The sequence below is a fragment of the Clostridium sp. 1001275B_160808_H3 genome, assembly GCF_015550425.1.
GTDB lineage: Bacteria > Bacillota > Clostridia > Clostridiales > Clostridiaceae > Clostridium.
This window is the reverse complement of sequence record NZ_JADNAT010000008.1, coordinates 71,981-87,975: the sequence shown is the minus strand read 5'-3', so window position 1 is coordinate 87,975 and position 15,995 is coordinate 71,981. Positions and strand designations below refer to the sequence as shown.

The window sequence follows — 15,995 nt, the reverse complement described above, 5'->3', positions numbered from 1 at the left end:
TTAATTAATTATATCTTCATGTGCTATACGAGTTGCTGAAAAATTTAATTCTCCATTTTCTTCAATTATATCAATGACGATAGGCCTTATATCAGTAAGAATTATATTACCATGTATAACTGAACTGTGATTTTTACCATTTAGTACATAATTTAAGATTAAATCTGACTTTTCCATAATTGGTGAAGGGTATATTTCTTCATTAATATCACTACTCATTGCTTTTATAGTTCCTAACTCAATAGGATGGCCACCTATTCCTGTTCTTTCAATAGTCGTATTTTCTAAATTATAAGCTGTATGATTCTTTATATATAGAGTTGTATTGTGTCTATTAAAGTCACTACTAAAAAGCAACCAAGAAACAGGAAATTTTTGAACTTCTCTTTTCATTACAAGCGCTCCTCATTTAAATATTTATTATATATCTTTACCAGGTATTCTTTCAGTATTAAAAATTAAATTATTATCTTCTTCAGTTATAGTAATTACTATTGGTCTTATATCGGTATTAATAACATCATCATAGACAACTAAGCTATATCTGTTTTCACCTAGCACATAACTAAATATTAATTCAGATTTATTTACTATTGTTGTTGAACAAATTTCCTCTTGAGTATCATTACTATTAGGCTTAATAGTGCCTAATTTGATAGAATGTCCTCCTGGACCTGTGTGTTGAATAGTTACGTCCTCTAGTGTTTTTGAAGTATTGTTCCTTACGTAAACAATTATATTCCTTAGATTAAATTGGTTTCCTGTAAAAAGAAAAGGCATGATTTTCTTTATCAATTACATCTCCTTAAAATTAGTCGTTTGATTTATGCTTAAGATTAAATATTAAAGTGTTATTTTCTTCAGTTATAGTGATAGTTATTGGTCTAACATCAGAAAAAATTATTTTATCGTATACTGTTGAGCTATATTTTTCTCAGTTTAGAGTATAACTAAAAATAAGTTCTGATTTTTCTCTTGAAGTTAAGATACACATTTCTTCACTAGTTTTTTCCATTGATTTAATATTTCCTAATTTAATGGGGTGACCACCGTTGCCTGTGTGCTCAATAGTACATTTTTCTAAATCCATAGATGTATTGTTAATTACATGAATTACTATATTCATGCTCGCCATAGTAAAAACCAAAATAAAATCTCCTTTCAACAATATATTCATTTAAAATATACATATAAATATTATCTACATTGTACCACTTTGAAACTTTATTGTAAATATATGGTGATGAAGTGAAATTTTATATCAATAAATATAAAATTTCCTTAATAATTAAACCATATAATCAAGCAAATATTTAAATATGGATGCTTAACATAATATTCGTATTTATTTAATAAATAGTTTAACTAATGGCAGTTGTTTAGCTTTAATATTAATATATTATGTAAAAATGGTAGTATTTAAGAAAAAGTGCAAAAAATATGTTGATTAAATACGAATGAAATGATAATATATCTATATAATATTCGAAAATGAGGGGGCTATCATGAATAAATTTTTTAAACTTAAGGAAAATGGAACAGATGTTAAAACTGAATTAATGGCAGGATTAACTACATTTCTAACAATGGCATATATTTTATTTGTAAATCCATCTATCTTAGCAGCAGCAGGAATGGATAAAAATGCTGTTTTTGTTGCTACAATTATTGCAGCAGCTATAGGAACTCTAGTTATGGGATTAGTAGCTAATGTACCCTTTGCACAAGCACCAGGAATGGGACTAAATGCATTTTTTACATTTACAGTAGTATTGGGACTTGGATTCACATGGCAACAAGCTTTAGCTATGGTATTCATTTGTGGAATTATTAATATTATTATTACTACTACAAAAATAAGAAAAATGATAATACAAGCTATTCCTCATTCACTTCAATATGCAATTTCAGGAGGTATAGGTCTCTTCATTGCATTCTTAGGTATTAAGCAAGCACATTTTCTTACTTTCACAGGAGAAGCTGCTAATCAAATTACTTCATCAGGAGACTCGTCAATATTTAACAGTGTGAATTTAGCAATGACTGACTTTAAGGACCCAGTAGCTTTATTAGCATTAATAGGATTAGTAATTACTCTTATATTAATGCTTCTTAAATTCAAGGGTGCAATTTTATTAGGAATTCTTTTAACTACAGTTGTTGGCATCTTTATGGGAGTAACTCAAGTGCCTGACTTTTCACAAATTAGTTTTGGGATTCCAAGTATAGCACCAACATTTTTTAAGTTAGATTTTGTTGGATTATTTAGTGATCCATCTAAAATATCTTTAGTGTTGATTACGATATTTGCATTTTCTTTATCAGATACTTTTGATACAATTGGTACATTTTTAGGAACAGGAAGAAAAGCAGGAATATTTGATGATAATGATGAAAAGCTATTTGAAGGTGGAAATAATTTTTCATCAAAATTAGAAAGAGCTTTATTTGCAGATGCAACAGCTACTTCAATAGGAGCTTTATTAGGAACAAGTAATACAACAACATATGTTGAAAGTGCAGCAGGAATTGGACAAGGTGGAAGAACTGGATTAACTTCAGTTACAGTAGCTATTTTATTTATATTATCATTATTTATATCACCTATAATGGGGATGGTACCATCAGCAGCTACTGCTCCAGCGTTAATAGTAGTAGGTATCTTAATGATGGAATCCTTCAAAAATATTGATTGGAGTGATTTTGAAGTAGCTATGCCAGCATTTTTTGTAGTGACATTCATGCCTTTTACAGGAAGCATTTCAAATGGTGTAGCAGCTGGATTTGTAACATATTGTTTAGCTAAAATAGTTAAAAGAGAAGCTAAGGATGTACATCCAATAATGTATGTTGTAAGTGCTTTGTTCTTAATTAATTTTATTATTAATGGTATAAAGTAAAATTTAAATTACTGTAAATGCAATATGTAGTTTTTAAAATTACTATATTATTAAAGATTTTAATTATATATAAGATAAATTTAGCAAAATAGAGAGAGGACAACCTCTCTCTATTTTTTATAGGAAAATAGGTGTTTTCATTATATATTCTAATCTTATTTAATATTTATATATATATGACTATATGATATATTTAAATATAAATTTTAATAAATAAATTTTGTGGAGGATTTTTTATGGGTAAACCTTATGGTAGGAGCTATGTACTTATAACTGGAGCTACTACTGGGATTGGATATGAATTAGCAAAGCTGTATGCTAATGATGGAAATAACTTAATTTTAGTTGCAAGAGATGAGGAAAAGCTAGAAAAGGTAAAAGAAGAGTTAATGTTATTATATAATATTAACGTTTATAGCATATCTTTAGATTTATCTGAGGATAACTCCTGTGAAAAACTATTAAGTTTTGTTGATAAAAAAAATATAACTGTGGATATTTTAATAAATAATGCAGGATTGGGGTCCTTTGGTTACCTAAGTGAAATAGAAAGAGAAAAAGAATTAAATTTAATAGATGTAAATGTAAGAGCTCTAACAGAATTGACTAAGATGTTTTTACCAATAATGATAAGTCATGGTGAGGGGGCTATAATGAATGTTGCTTCGACAGCAGCTTTTTGTGCAGGTCCTAAGATGGCTACCTATTATGCATCAAAAGCCTATGTGTTAAATTTTACAGAAGCTATATATGAAGAATTAAAGGGAACGGGAATAAGGATAAGTTGCTTGTGTCCAGGACCTGTAAGTACTGGATTTCAAGATAAAGCAGGAATAAGAAAAAAAGAATCTGCTAAAAAAGCATTAATGACACCAAAAAAAGTAGCAGAAGTAGCTTATAGGGATTTTAAAAAGGGAAAGCTAATAATAATTCCTGGATTTAAAAATAAGGTCATTGTTGCGGTGAATAAGATTATTCCTAGAAGCTTATCTAGAAAGATAATACTAATGATGAATAAGGGATAGGTGAATTATTACTATGATAGAAAACATTAAAGACGAAGTTTTAGAAATCTATGAGACACTTATAGAAAATGGAATTATATTTTATTATGGAAGCGAAGTTATACCTACAGGAGAAGTAACTAGTTTTAATATAAATGATAACAACTATATAGAGATAGAATTAGATGATTTTGAAACATATGAGATTAGTGTAGAGGACTTTGAGGAATATCATTCAAAAGAAGGCGCTAATTATCATACTTGGCCTGATATAAGAAAATTTGATAAAAAACTAGCAGAACTTAAATAATTTATAATGGAAAATGGACAATTGATAATTAAGGACGGAATTCAGCCTAAAGCTGAATTCCTTTATTTTTTTATTTTTAATAATTCACCTTAGTGAATTATATCCATAATTATGCATTGTCCATTATCACTTGTTAATTCCTAAATATAACTTCTTCTTTAGAGAACATAAATTTAGCAAATATAATTGATGCAACTATATAAACTAAATGCCATCCAACTACTAAAGCTATATGTTTAATGTCAAATATTCCAACGGTAAATTCTTTCATTAAGCAAATTGCATTAGTTATAGGAATGTTAAAGAATGCTGGATTTATTCCTTTTGCATCCATCATGTAAGGCAAGAAAGCTAAAATCATAGTAGGCATTGTAATTGCAGCTAAATAAGAATTTGCTTCTTTAGTTGATCTTGCATAAATACTTACTGAAATTTGTAATGCTGATAATGTTACTAATACCAAGCAGCCTATTATTAACATACCTAATATAGTTGATGGTGCTAAATTAAATTGTATTTCACCTTCTCCAAAATTCATGAACTTTTGCATTGAAAATACCATAGCAGCTAAGTTAGCAATCAAAGCTATAAATGAAACTGTACATAAAGCTGTTATTTTACCCCAAAGTAATGAAGATCTCTTAGCTGAAGTTGATAAAAGTGGTTCAAATGTAAATCTTTCTTTTTCACCTGCACCAAGATCTGCTGCCATACCTACAGTAGAAGATACCATAAGAATTACAATTAATGTTGGAATCATAGTTAGAAGCATTGCAGCACCACCATTAATATCTTCATTATCAGTGTTTATTCCTGATTTAACACTAACTTCAAATGGAGTAAGTATAGTTGAGTCTATTCCTTTATCGGCTAGGCGTTGTTCAACTATAGATTTTTTATAGTTTTCATATATTTCACTAATCATGCTACTTGCAATCATAGATTTATTAGATTCTTCATCTATTAATAATTCAATAGTATCGTTTTTTCCTTGAGATATGTTTTCATCGAAATTCTCAGGAATTTTTACGATAAGCTGAATATCCCCATTTTTTAGGGAGTCTGTTGGAGATTCTGTTTCTGGCATTTTAATATTATCTAGAGATGTTATAGCTTTTGCCATAGAAGAATCCTTATCGCCATCAATATATATATTAATTTCTTTTTGTACGTCTGATTGAGTTTTCTCCATTGCAGATGACATGAATTTAAACATTATAGGATAAATAAGTATAGGGAGAATTAAAGTAAATACTAATGTTTTTTTATCCCTTACAATGTCTAATAGTTCTTTCTTTAAAACTGTTAAAAAGTTATTCATTAGACTTACCTCCTATAAGTTTTAAGAATGTTTCTTCTAAATCTTCATTATTATATTTATCTTTTAATGTACTTAATGTGCAATCTTCTATTAATTTACCCTTATTTATAATTACAACTCTATCACATAATTTTTCTACTTCCTTCATAGAATGACTAGAAAATAGTATTACTTTATTTTCGCTTTTACATTGTAGTATGAAGTCTTGTACTATTCTAGCAGCACTAACATCTAAGCCAGTAGTTGGTTCATCAAATAGCATAATAGATGGATTATGAACTATTGATCTAGCGATAGATATTTTTTGTTTCATACCTCTAGAATATTTTCCAACAGGCTTGTTTATATAATCCTCCATACCAAAGCTTTTTGCTAAATTATCTATTCTTTCATCAGCTTCTTTTTTAGTCATTCCATAAAGATTTGCAAAGTATCTTATATTTTCTCTGCCGCTTAATCTGTCATATAAGCCTACGTCTCCCCCAAATAGAATTCCTATTTCTTTTCTGACACTTTCAGGGTTTGATTTTACATCAATTTCATTAACTTTAATTTTACCTTCTGTTATTTCTAGCATAGTAGAAATCATTCTTAAAGTTGTTGTTTTTCCTGCCCCATTTTCACCAAGTAAACCAACTATTTCACCTTTATTAACTGAAAAAGATAAATTGTCAACTACTTTGGTGGCTTTAAATTTTTTACTAACATTATCTAGTTTAAGCAAATTATTAACCTCCTCATTTAATTAATGGTATTTTATATTCCATTAAGAGTTATAATATACAATATTATATCAGCAATAAAATTGATTTTCAATATAATTATAGAATATTTTTACAAATAAGTCATTGAATATAAATACGTAAATAAAAAATTCAATAGTCTAGAATTTTTATTCAAAGAAGTGTATATTTATGCAGATGTGTTGTATAATATAATAAGCAATAAATAAAACAAATACTATCTAAAATATATATCAGCAAATATGCTATTAATATGTGAAGTAAGTGAATTATAACTTAATATTTTCAATCTATATAAACTTTATTGGGGTAAGATGGAAGTTTAAAGAATCTTAGAGAATATGTGCATAATTATTAATATTAAATTCCTTGACAGATATTTATATAAAATATAGAATATTATAAAAGGATAATTAATTATCAAAAAGATAATTAAAGAGTTAAAAAGTACACTTTAAATTGGTCCTGTGAGGCCAGAAAGGGAGTATATAAATATGTTATATTTTTATTCACAAAATAATTGCATAGCTATGTCAGTAAGGACGTTTTCTAATGCTGATATTAAATATATAAGGATAGTAGGAAGAGAACCATAATTTGTTCTCTTCTTATTGTCCTTTTATTTTTAGGTAAGTAGAGCTTTTATAAAGTGTATTTTTAGCTAAATATATTTAAATTAAGGAGGGCTAAATATGAAAGCAAAGCTAATATTAGAGAATGGTATGATTTTTGAAGGCAAGGCTTTTGGATATTTAAAAGACAGTATAGGAGAAGTAGTATTTACTACAGGAATGACAGGCTATCAAGAGGTTTTAACAGACCCATCATATTATGGACAAATAGTTACAATGACCTATCCTCTTGTAGGTAACTATGGAATTAACTTAGAGGATATGGAATCAAAGTCACCGAAGGTTAAAGGATTTATAGTTAGAGAAAAATGTAATTTTCCAAATAACTTTAGGTGTGAAATGGATCTTGAAAATTACTTGAAGCAAAATAAAATAATTGGATTAGAAGGCATAGACACTAGAGCTTTAACAAAGGTTTTAAGAAATTATGGAACTATGAAAGGGATGATTTCCTTAGAAGAAGTTGCTTTAGAGGATGTTAAGGAAAGAATAAGCTCTTTTTCAAATAAAGAAGCAGTTAGTATAGTTAGCACTAAAGAAAAGTATTCTGTAGAAGGCAAAGGAAAGCACGTAGCAATAATTGACTTTGGAATAAAGGAAAATATAATAAGAAATTTTAAGAATAGAGGATGCAAGTTAACTGTATTTCCAATGAATGCAACTGCAGAAGAAGTTTTAGAAGTAAATCCAGATTTAGTGTTTTTATCAAATGGACCTGGAGACCCAGAAGATTTAGGAGATGTAATAGAAAATATAAAAAAATTAGTGGGAAAGAAACCTATAGTAGGTATATGTTTAGGACATCAGCTTTTAGCATTAACTTTAGGAGGAAAAACTACTAAATTAAAATTTGGACACAGAGGATGTAACCATCCAGTTAAAGATTTAGAAGAAAATAAAGTTCATATTACATCACAAAACCATGGATATGTGGTTGAAACTTTGCCAAATGATGTTGTAGCAACACATATCAATATAAATGATGGAACTATTGAAGGAATGAAGCATACAAGCCTTCCAATATTCTCAGTTCAATTTCATCCAGAAGCAGCAGCAGGCCCAAAAGATAGCGAATATATATTTGATAAGTTTATAAAATATGCACTATAGGAGGATTTAGGATATGCCATTAAATAAAGATATTAAAAAAGTTTTAGTAATAGGATCAGGTCCAATAGTTATAGGTCAAGCAGCTGAATTTGATTATTCAGGAACTCAGGCTTGCCAAGCATTAAAAGAAGAAGGAATAGAAGTAGTTTTAGTTAATTCAAATCCAGCAACTATTATGACTGATTCAGAAGTTGCTGATAAGATATATATAGAGCCACTAACAGTGGAGTTTTTAGAAAAAGTTATAGATAAGGAAAGGCCAGATAGCTTACTTACAGGAATGGGTGGTCAAACAGGACTTAACCTTGCTGTAGATTTATATGAGGCAGGAATTTTAGATAAATATAATGTAAAAGTAATTGGTACATCTATTCAATCTATTAAAGAAGGTGAAGATAGAGAGCTTTTTAGAAATATGATGAATAGAATTAATGAGCCAGTTATACAAAGTGAAATTATAACTGAAATAGAAGCGGGGGTTGCTTATGCTACAAATATTGGATACCCAGTAATAGTTAGACCTGCATATACATTAGGGGGAACCGGTGGCGGAATTGCCGAAAATGAAACAGAACTTAGAGAAATATTAGCTTCAGGATTACAATTAAGTACAATTGGCCAAGTTCTTTTAGAAAAATCAGTTAAAGGATGGAAAGAAATAGAGTACGAAGTGATGAGGGACTCTTATGGAAACTGTATAACTGTATGTAACATGGAAAATATAGATCCAGTTGGGATTCATACTGGTGATAGTATAGTTGTTGCACCATCTCAAACTTTATCTGATAAAGAATATCAAATGCTTAGAACTTCAGCAATAAATATTATAAATGCAGTTGGAATAGAAGGAGGATGTAATGTACAATTTGCATTAAATCCAAATTCATTTGAGTATGCAGTAATAGAAATTAATCCTAGAGTTTCAAGATCATCTGCTTTAGCATCTAAGGCAACAGGATATCCAATAGCAAAGCTTGCAGCAAAGATAGCATTAGGCTATGGATTAGATGAAATAAAAAATGCAGTAACTCAAAAGACTTATGCTTGTTTTGAGCCAACATTAGATTATGTAGTAGTTAAGATTCCAAAGTGGCCTTTTGATAAGTTTTATGCAGCAGATAGAGCTTTAGGAACTAAGATGATGGCGACTGGAGAAATAATGGCAATAGGTGCTAATTTAGAAGCTGCACTTTTAAAAGGAATAAGAAGCTTAGAAATAGGAAAATATTCTCTAGATCATCCTAAATTTAAGGAATTAAGTATTCAAGAATTGAAATCAATCGTAGTTAAGCCTGATGATGAAAGACTATTTGCTCTTGCTGAAATGATAAGAAGAGACTATAGAATAGAAAGTATCGCAAAAATAACTGGAATAGATATATTCTTCTTAGAGAAATTCAAATGGATAGTTGAAGAAGAAACTAGATTAAAATTAAGCAAGATAGAAGATTTAGATAAAGAATGGTTATTAAACTTAAAGAAAAAGGGATTCTCAGACAAAGCTATAGCAGATATGCTTAAGGTTAGTCCTGAGGATGTTTATAAGTTAAGAATGATATGGAATATCAAGCCTGCATATAAGATGGTTGATACATGTGGAGGAGAATTTGAAGCTTTATCACCATATTACTATTCAACTTATGAACAATATGATGAAGTAGAGGTATCAGATAGAAAGAAAGTAATAGTTATAGGTTCAGGTCCAATAAGAATAGGACAAGGTATAGAATTTGACTATGCTTCAGTACACTGCGTAAAATCGTTAAAGAAAATGGGTATTGAAACCATAATAATAAATAACAATCCAGAAACAGTAAGTACAGATTTTAATATATCAGATAAACTTTATTTTGAGCCATTAACTGAAGAGGATGTATTAAATATAATTGATAAGGAAAATCCAGATGGAGTTATACTGCAATTTGGTGGTCAAACAGCTATAAAACTCGCTAACTTCTTAAAAGAAAAGGGAATTAAAACTTTAGGAACTACAGCAGATCAAATAGATATGGCTGAAGATAGAGAGAAGTTTGATGAGCTATTAGAAAGATTAGGAATAGATAGACCAAAAGGTAAAGGTATTTGGAATATGGAAGAAGGCTTAGAGGAAGCTAGGGAATTAGGTTTCCCAGTATTAGTAAGGCCTTCCTATGTTCTTGGTGGTCAAGGTATGGAAATTACTCATGATGAAGAAGAATTAAAGTATTACTTAAAGAATACATTTGCTAAAGATAAGAAAAACCCTATATTAGTAGATAAATATTTAATGGGTAGAGAAATAGAAGTAGATGCCATATCAGATGGAGAAGATATATTAATTCCAGGAGTAATGGAACATCTAGAAAGAGCTGGAGTTCACTCTGGAGATTCAGTAACTATGTATCCAAGTCAAAATATTACTTCTGAAACAAAAACTAAGGTTTTAGATTATACTAAAAAATTAGCAGTAGCAATTGGAATAAAGGGAATGATAAATATTCAGTTCATAGAATTTAAGGGAGAACTTTATATTATAGAGGTTAACCCTAGAGCATCAAGAACTGTACCATATATAAGTAAGGTAAGTAAGGTTCCAATAGTAGATTTAGCTACTAAAGTTATGCTTGGACATAAATTAAAAGATTTAGGATATGGAGTTGATATATACAAGGAGCCAGAATTAGTATCCGTAAAGGTACCTGTATTCTCAACACAAAAATTACCTAAGGTTGAAGTATCATTAGGACCAGAAATGAAATCAACTGGAGAAGTTTTAGGGGTAGGAAGAAATATAAAGGAAGCTTTATATAAAGGGTTTGTTGCAGGTGGAATGTATCCTTCAAATAAAAAAGGAAAGATATTAGCGACTATAAATAAGCATGATAAAAAGGAATTCTTACCTATAGCTAAAATGCTAGCTGAAGTTGGATATAAGTTTGTTGCAACAGAAGGAACGGCTAATCTTTTAAGAGAAGCTGATATTGAAGTTGAAGTAGTAAGAAAGTTACATGAAAATGCACCTAATATATTAGATGTAGTAAAAAATAAGGAAGTAGACTTAGTAGTTAATACTCCAACTAAGGGAAATGATTCCAAGAGAGATGGATTTATTATAAGAAGGGCTGCTGTAGAAAGAAATATAGGTGTTATAACAGCTTTAGATACATTAAGAGCAATAGCTGAAGTTAAAGTTTTTGGTGTAGAAAACAAAAACTTAGAGGTTTTTGATATAACAGAATAATAATGAAGAATTAAATGGAGATCTTATGGACGTATTGTTTAATAAGATCTCTATTTGTTTTTTACTTTTAATAGGCGAAATGAAGAAGGAAACTTATGTATTTATAATTATTTATATTAAGAATTAAAAAAATAATTGTATATGGGTATACTATAATATTGGTAAACATAGTATATAAAGAATGTACGTCAACATAATAAAAATACTTTTTATTATATAAATATTTATATAAATTTTGACAATAAAAAATAAATTTCTACAATAAAAGAGTATTTTTATAATTATTATGTAAAAATTATATACAAGTATTGACATGAAACGTATGTTCGTATAATATGAATGTAGAACTTATGTTTGGTTGGAGGGTAATATGAATAATGATATTTTTGTAAAATTAAATTATAAAACAATAGGTGAATTTAAGAGTTTAATAATAGATAGACAACATATAGATAATGAAAAAGAAAAGTATTTAATGTGTACAGGTAAATATGATAAAAATGGTTGGACTTTTATATTTAAAGCAAATAGTATGAAGGAAGCTGAAGATTTTATAAATAATAATTCATTAAATACAAAAAAGAACGTTATAAAAAATGTTCTAGATAATAATATATCATTTATGGAAAATGAAAAAATTCATATTCCTGCATGGATATAAAAGTATAAGTTAATATAAAAAAAATAAGGCAGAGGGATACTCATCAAGAGTAAACTTTTCTCTACCTTTTATTGAATTTAAAATTGTGAAGTTATTTCTCAATAAAATAAAAAAAGCTAAGCTTGTCAGCTTAACTTTTCTTAAAAAATTTTTTATATAAATTTATATATCTAGTAAATTCTTTGTATAGTTAGTATAAAGATTTCTTAATTCACTCATTTTATCTTCTAATTCAAGCGATAAATCAGATGCTAGAGCATAATCTTCATTAGATAAAGCTAATTTTATACGAGTGAATAAGCTTTTTGTTGTATAAGTGTCTTTCATTATAAAATGTCTTAAGTTATCTATAGTCATCCAATTTGATATATCTAAATCTAATGCATTCTCAGAGTGAAGCTTTTTAAATGATCTAACTTCAGCAGCGTGATTTAGTATAACTCTATGAACAATATCTGTAGTCCATCTTTGAATTGTAGCAAGTTTAAAGCTATTTATTAGTTTATCACTAAATACATCATTTCTTTTTAATATATTTAGTTTATTTGAATACGTATCTAATTGAATTAAGTTTTCATATACAGTAGCAGGTGCTTTACCAAAGTATTCATTTCTTTCTTTCTCTGTGTAGAATTCAAATACGTCTTCTTCACTTCTATAAGCTCTAGTTTTTTCTAAATAAGATGCATCATCACCAGGTTTTTTTGATAATTCTGCTAAAAGCTCTTCTTCAGTTTTATCATTTTCAAGAGCATATATTATTCCATCAAGCATTGACATATATGAAACAGAAAGAGCAAGATATATATTTGTATGAGGATTAGGTGATCTAAGCTCAAATCTTGTTGCTAATGGATTTGTTAAATCTCTAATTAAGCCTATTAATATGGTTCTATTTCTTGATGGATTATCAGGAGATACTCCAAGTGAAGTAACTATACATATAGGTGCTTCAAAGCCAGGCTTTAATCTTTTAAAAGCTCCACTAGTTGAAGAGATAAATGGATTCATAATTTCATAGTTTTTTAATACTCCCATTATAGCTCCATATCCTATGCAGCTTAAGAAATCTTCTTTAGTTGCATGGAATAGGTTTATTCTCTTTCCATCTTTCAATTTTAAACTAACGCCTAAGTGTATATGCATTCCAGAACCAGCAACATCATCTATTGGTTTTGCTTTAAATGTAACATCTAGGCCATGTCTTCTGAATGTTTCTTGAGTTAATATTTTTACGAAGATTTCATTGTCAGCAGCTTGAATAGCATCTGAATATTTCCAGTCAATTTCAAGTTGTTCCATTATATGATTGAATTGTCCATTAGTATCAAGCTTTGATTTTACTCCACCAACTTCTTTATGTCCCATTTCAGGTTCGAATCCATATGATTCCATAAGAAGTAAGGTTTCCTCTAATGCAGTTCTAACAGCACCTTTAGTTCTTGTCCAATATTGTTCTTGTAATACTTGAGATGTAGATAATTCTTCTATGTGAGCTTGTTCATTTGGAGTTTTAACCCAAAATTCTAATTCAGAAGCTGAAGTTATTACAATTTCATCTATATCATCATATTCAATTCTAAATGGTTCTAAAGTTTTAGGTTTATTTTTAAAGATATCTAAAAGAGTTGATTTAAATGTATTTATTGCTGAATTAAGAATATTTCTTGAACATACTGATTTATTATTATGAATTAGGAATGAAGGGATTCTAAGAGTTCCAATAGGCTTGTTAGTTAATGGATCAATATGATCGAAATTATAGTCAACAAACCAATTAGCATTAATGTCTGCTACCATATCTACTTTTGCATCATTTAATGTTGCGATCCCAGGAAGTACAACTGAAGAACCATCTGTTTGAATAGCTACTCCATTTAAAAATGAGTCAATATCATCTAAAAATAATCTTGTTGGAATTTTTTCATCAGTATCATTGCCTGATAAATCTATTCCAACGATAGATACAAATTTTATTTCAGGATGGTCTTTAAAGATTCTAAATAAGTCTTCTTTATTATGCTTTGATTTTGGTATTGTAAAAATTAAATCTTTCATAAAATCTTCCTTGCCGAAACTTAACAAGGAAAAGTCACTTCCTTTCTGCTTTAAATCGAATATTAAACTGGTCTAGACGTCATAATATTCGTAAAATTCTTTAATTTATAAAGCAATTCTATTATATACATGATATGATGTCAATAATTAATTTAACAAAATAATGTAAGAATAATATTAGAGAGATATATAGGATTTTTAAATAAAAATATGCAGGCTTGTTATATCTTCAAGTGAAGATATAAAAAACAAACCTACATACTTATATTTTTTATTTAGAAGAAATATCTTTAATTGAATCATTTATTATCTCATTAGGATAGCCTAAATAGGATAATAGTTTTATGGCATTTCCTGTATTACAAATGCCTTCTTTTAATTTAAAATCAAAAATTAAACCTTCATTTTCATCAACATCTTCACAAAAATAATATTTTAAATATTTATCATTACAAGTTTCGGCTAATTCTAAATCATGTGTTGCAACAATTGAAAGTGCATTTCTATTCATAATATATTTTAAAATCTGTTTAGATGTAGCTATTCTCTCAATTGGGTTTGTTCCTTTAAATATTTCATCAATTATGCAAAATGCAGGTACTTCTTCTTCTAATGAATTTAAAATTCTAAGAACAGCATTACATTCTTCTAAATAATAGCTAGTACCAGATAAAACATCATCTGAAATACTAAGTGATGACATAACCCTAAAGAAAGAAGCATTATAATCATCACATAAACATGTATAAATAGATTGAGCTAATAGGATATTTAAAGCTAGAGTTCTCATGAATGTAGATTTACCAGACATATTTGAACCTGTCAAAATAACTCCCTTGTTATTTAAATTTATACTGTTAGGAATACCATTCTCTAATAATGGATGACAAGCATTTTCTATTTTAAATAAATTATTTTTATTATCAGTAAAGTTAGGTAAACTATAATTTTTTAATTTAGTTCTATAAGAAGATACAGAGATATAAGCTTCTATTTTACCAACTAATGCATAGAGTTCTATTAACTCTTGTCTATTTTTCTTGATAATATTGATTATAGAGTAGTAAGATCGTATTCTAGTTAAAAATAAAGCATTTATTGTTTCTATAAATATATCTAAAGCTCCTTGAGAATAGATAAATAATGTTTTTTTATCTATTTTAGAAAATAGATCTACTCTTTCTTTTATTTTGTCTATTTCGTCTTTTAAAGTAGGATCGTCAATTTTAGATAGTTCCTTAGAAGCTCTAATAAAGTTACCTAAATATTGAAGTGAAGTAAGTTCATATTCTATTTCAGATGCTGTTCGTAGTGAAATGAACATGTATATGGCGAAAATTCCTATAAAGGTTGGAATTTTATTAGCGCCATCAATAATAAACCAAACTAATGTTACAACTGAGCTTAAAGCTATTAGATTGTATAATAATACCTTTGATTTATTTACAACTGTTTCTGTATTAAATAAATTAAATATCTCACCTTTTCTTTGTTTTCCTAAATTAGAAAATATCTGTTGTATTGTACTTCTTAGATTTTCATCATTTTTAAATTTTTCTATTATTTTATTTCTTTTTATTAATTCAGCACTATTAGTTTTTGGTGTTCTTAAAATATAATATAGCATTTGTTCACCTAGAGTTGATGAACAATTGCTTATTTTCTTAAAGACCTCATCAATATTTAAATCATGAGCAGTTTGATCATCTATATCATGAAAGGTATTTTCATTTAAAGATTTAGGACCATATTCATAATAAAATTTATGTATCTTATTAAAGTCAAATTTAGAATCATATGAATCTGGCCAAGAGGAGATTAAGAAAATTATTTCATTAAACTTTCTTGATTTATCAAAGAGTTTAGAAGAGATAACAATAAGTATAATAAAAAGAAAAATTCCTATTTGATATATTCTGCCTCCTAACTGTGTTCCTAATTTAAATGTAAAATAAATAGTAGCTATAGACAAAGCTACAAAAATGAATGTAAGATACTTATAAATTAATAACTTTCTTTTCAAAAAACCACCCCTA

At 28.1% G+C, this 15,995-nt stretch carries 13 protein-coding genes; 6 read left to right on the top strand and 7 right to left on the bottom strand.

Annotated features, from left to right (window positions below; all coding sequences use genetic code 11):
- The 3 genes from I2A75_RS07720 to I2A75_RS17970 form a co-directional block, all read right to left on the bottom strand.
- Window positions 1-393, bottom strand: a complete 393-nt coding sequence (locus tag I2A75_RS07720) for a hypothetical protein (RefSeq protein WP_195263900.1) — start codon at window positions 391-393, stop codon at window positions 1-3.
- A 27-nt stretch (window positions 394-420) separates the two neighbouring features.
- Window positions 421-795, bottom strand: a complete 375-nt coding sequence (locus tag I2A75_RS07715) for a hypothetical protein (protein WP_243242081.1) — start codon at window positions 793-795, stop codon at window positions 421-423.
- Between the two features lie 139 nt (window positions 796-934).
- Complete coding sequence (locus tag I2A75_RS17970; RefSeq protein WP_243242079.1) at window positions 935-1,126, bottom strand: hypothetical protein; 192 nt, start codon at window positions 1,124-1,126, stop codon at window positions 935-937.
- 379 nt (window positions 1,127-1,505) lie between these two features.
- On the opposite strand from I2A75_RS17970, the gene I2A75_RS07705 reads away from it, so the two are divergent.
- The 3 genes from I2A75_RS07705 (at window position 1,506) to I2A75_RS07695 (ending at window position 4,214) form a co-directional block, all read left to right on the top strand.
- Window positions 1,506-2,900, top strand: a complete 1,395-nt coding sequence (locus tag I2A75_RS07705) for an NCS2 family permease (protein ID WP_195263899.1) — start codon at window positions 1,506-1,508, stop codon at window positions 2,898-2,900.
- Window positions 2,901-3,136: 236 nt separating this feature from the next.
- Window positions 3,137-3,925, top strand: a complete 789-nt coding sequence (locus I2A75_RS07700; protein ID WP_195263898.1) for an SDR family oxidoreductase — start codon at window positions 3,137-3,139, stop codon at window positions 3,923-3,925.
- Between the two features lie 13 nt (window positions 3,926-3,938).
- Window positions 3,939-4,214 (top strand): hypothetical protein, encoded by a 276-nt coding sequence (locus tag I2A75_RS07695; protein ID WP_195263897.1) that lies wholly within the window; start codon window positions 3,939-3,941, stop codon window positions 4,212-4,214.
- 133 nt (window positions 4,215-4,347) lie between these two features.
- Here the strand turns inward: I2A75_RS07695 and I2A75_RS07690 are convergent, their stop codons facing one another.
- Both I2A75_RS07690 and I2A75_RS07685 read right to left on the bottom strand, forming a co-directional pair.
- On the bottom strand, window positions 4,348-5,535 hold the full coding sequence (locus I2A75_RS07690) for an ABC transporter permease (protein ID WP_195263896.1): 1,188 nt from the start codon (window positions 5,533-5,535) through the stop codon (window positions 4,348-4,350).
- Window positions 5,528-6,259: an ATP-binding cassette domain-containing protein gene (locus I2A75_RS07685; RefSeq protein WP_195263895.1), complete on the bottom strand. Its 732-nt coding sequence runs from the start codon at window positions 6,257-6,259 to the stop codon at window positions 5,528-5,530. The genes I2A75_RS07690 and I2A75_RS07685 overlap by 8 nt, the downstream gene beginning before the upstream one ends.
- Before the next feature lie 711 nt (window positions 6,260-6,970).
- On the opposite strand from I2A75_RS07685, the gene I2A75_RS07680 reads away from it, so the two are divergent.
- The 3 genes from I2A75_RS07680 (at window position 6,971) to I2A75_RS07670 (ending at window position 11,901) form a co-directional block, all read left to right on the top strand.
- On the top strand, window positions 6,971-8,020 hold the full coding sequence (locus I2A75_RS07680; protein ID WP_195263894.1) for a carbamoyl phosphate synthase small subunit: 1,050 nt from the start codon (window positions 6,971-6,973) through the stop codon (window positions 8,018-8,020).
- A 13-nt stretch (window positions 8,021-8,033) separates the two neighbouring features.
- The gene (carB, locus tag I2A75_RS07675) at window positions 8,034-11,240 is read left to right on the top strand and encodes a carbamoyl-phosphate synthase (glutamine-hydrolyzing) large subunit (protein WP_195263893.1); all 3,207 of its coding nucleotides are present in this window, start codon (window positions 8,034-8,036) and stop codon (window positions 11,238-11,240) included.
- Window positions 11,241-11,610: 370 nt separating this feature from the next.
- On the top strand, window positions 11,611-11,901 hold the full coding sequence (locus I2A75_RS07670; RefSeq protein WP_195263892.1) for a hypothetical protein: 291 nt from the start codon (window positions 11,611-11,613) through the stop codon (window positions 11,899-11,901).
- Between the two features lie 162 nt (window positions 11,902-12,063).
- Here I2A75_RS07670 and I2A75_RS07665 read toward each other — a convergent pair whose 3' ends face one another.
- A complete protein-coding gene (locus tag I2A75_RS07665) occupies window positions 12,064-13,959 on the bottom strand; it encodes a glutamine synthetase (RefSeq protein ID WP_195263891.1) in 1,896 nt (631 codons plus the stop codon).
- Window positions 13,960-14,230: 271 nt separating this feature from the next.
- Window positions 14,231-15,982: a DNA mismatch repair protein MutS gene (locus I2A75_RS07660; protein ID WP_195263890.1), complete on the bottom strand. Its 1,752-nt coding sequence runs from the start codon at window positions 15,980-15,982 to the stop codon at window positions 14,231-14,233.
- Window positions 15,983-15,995: the final 13 nt, after the last annotated feature.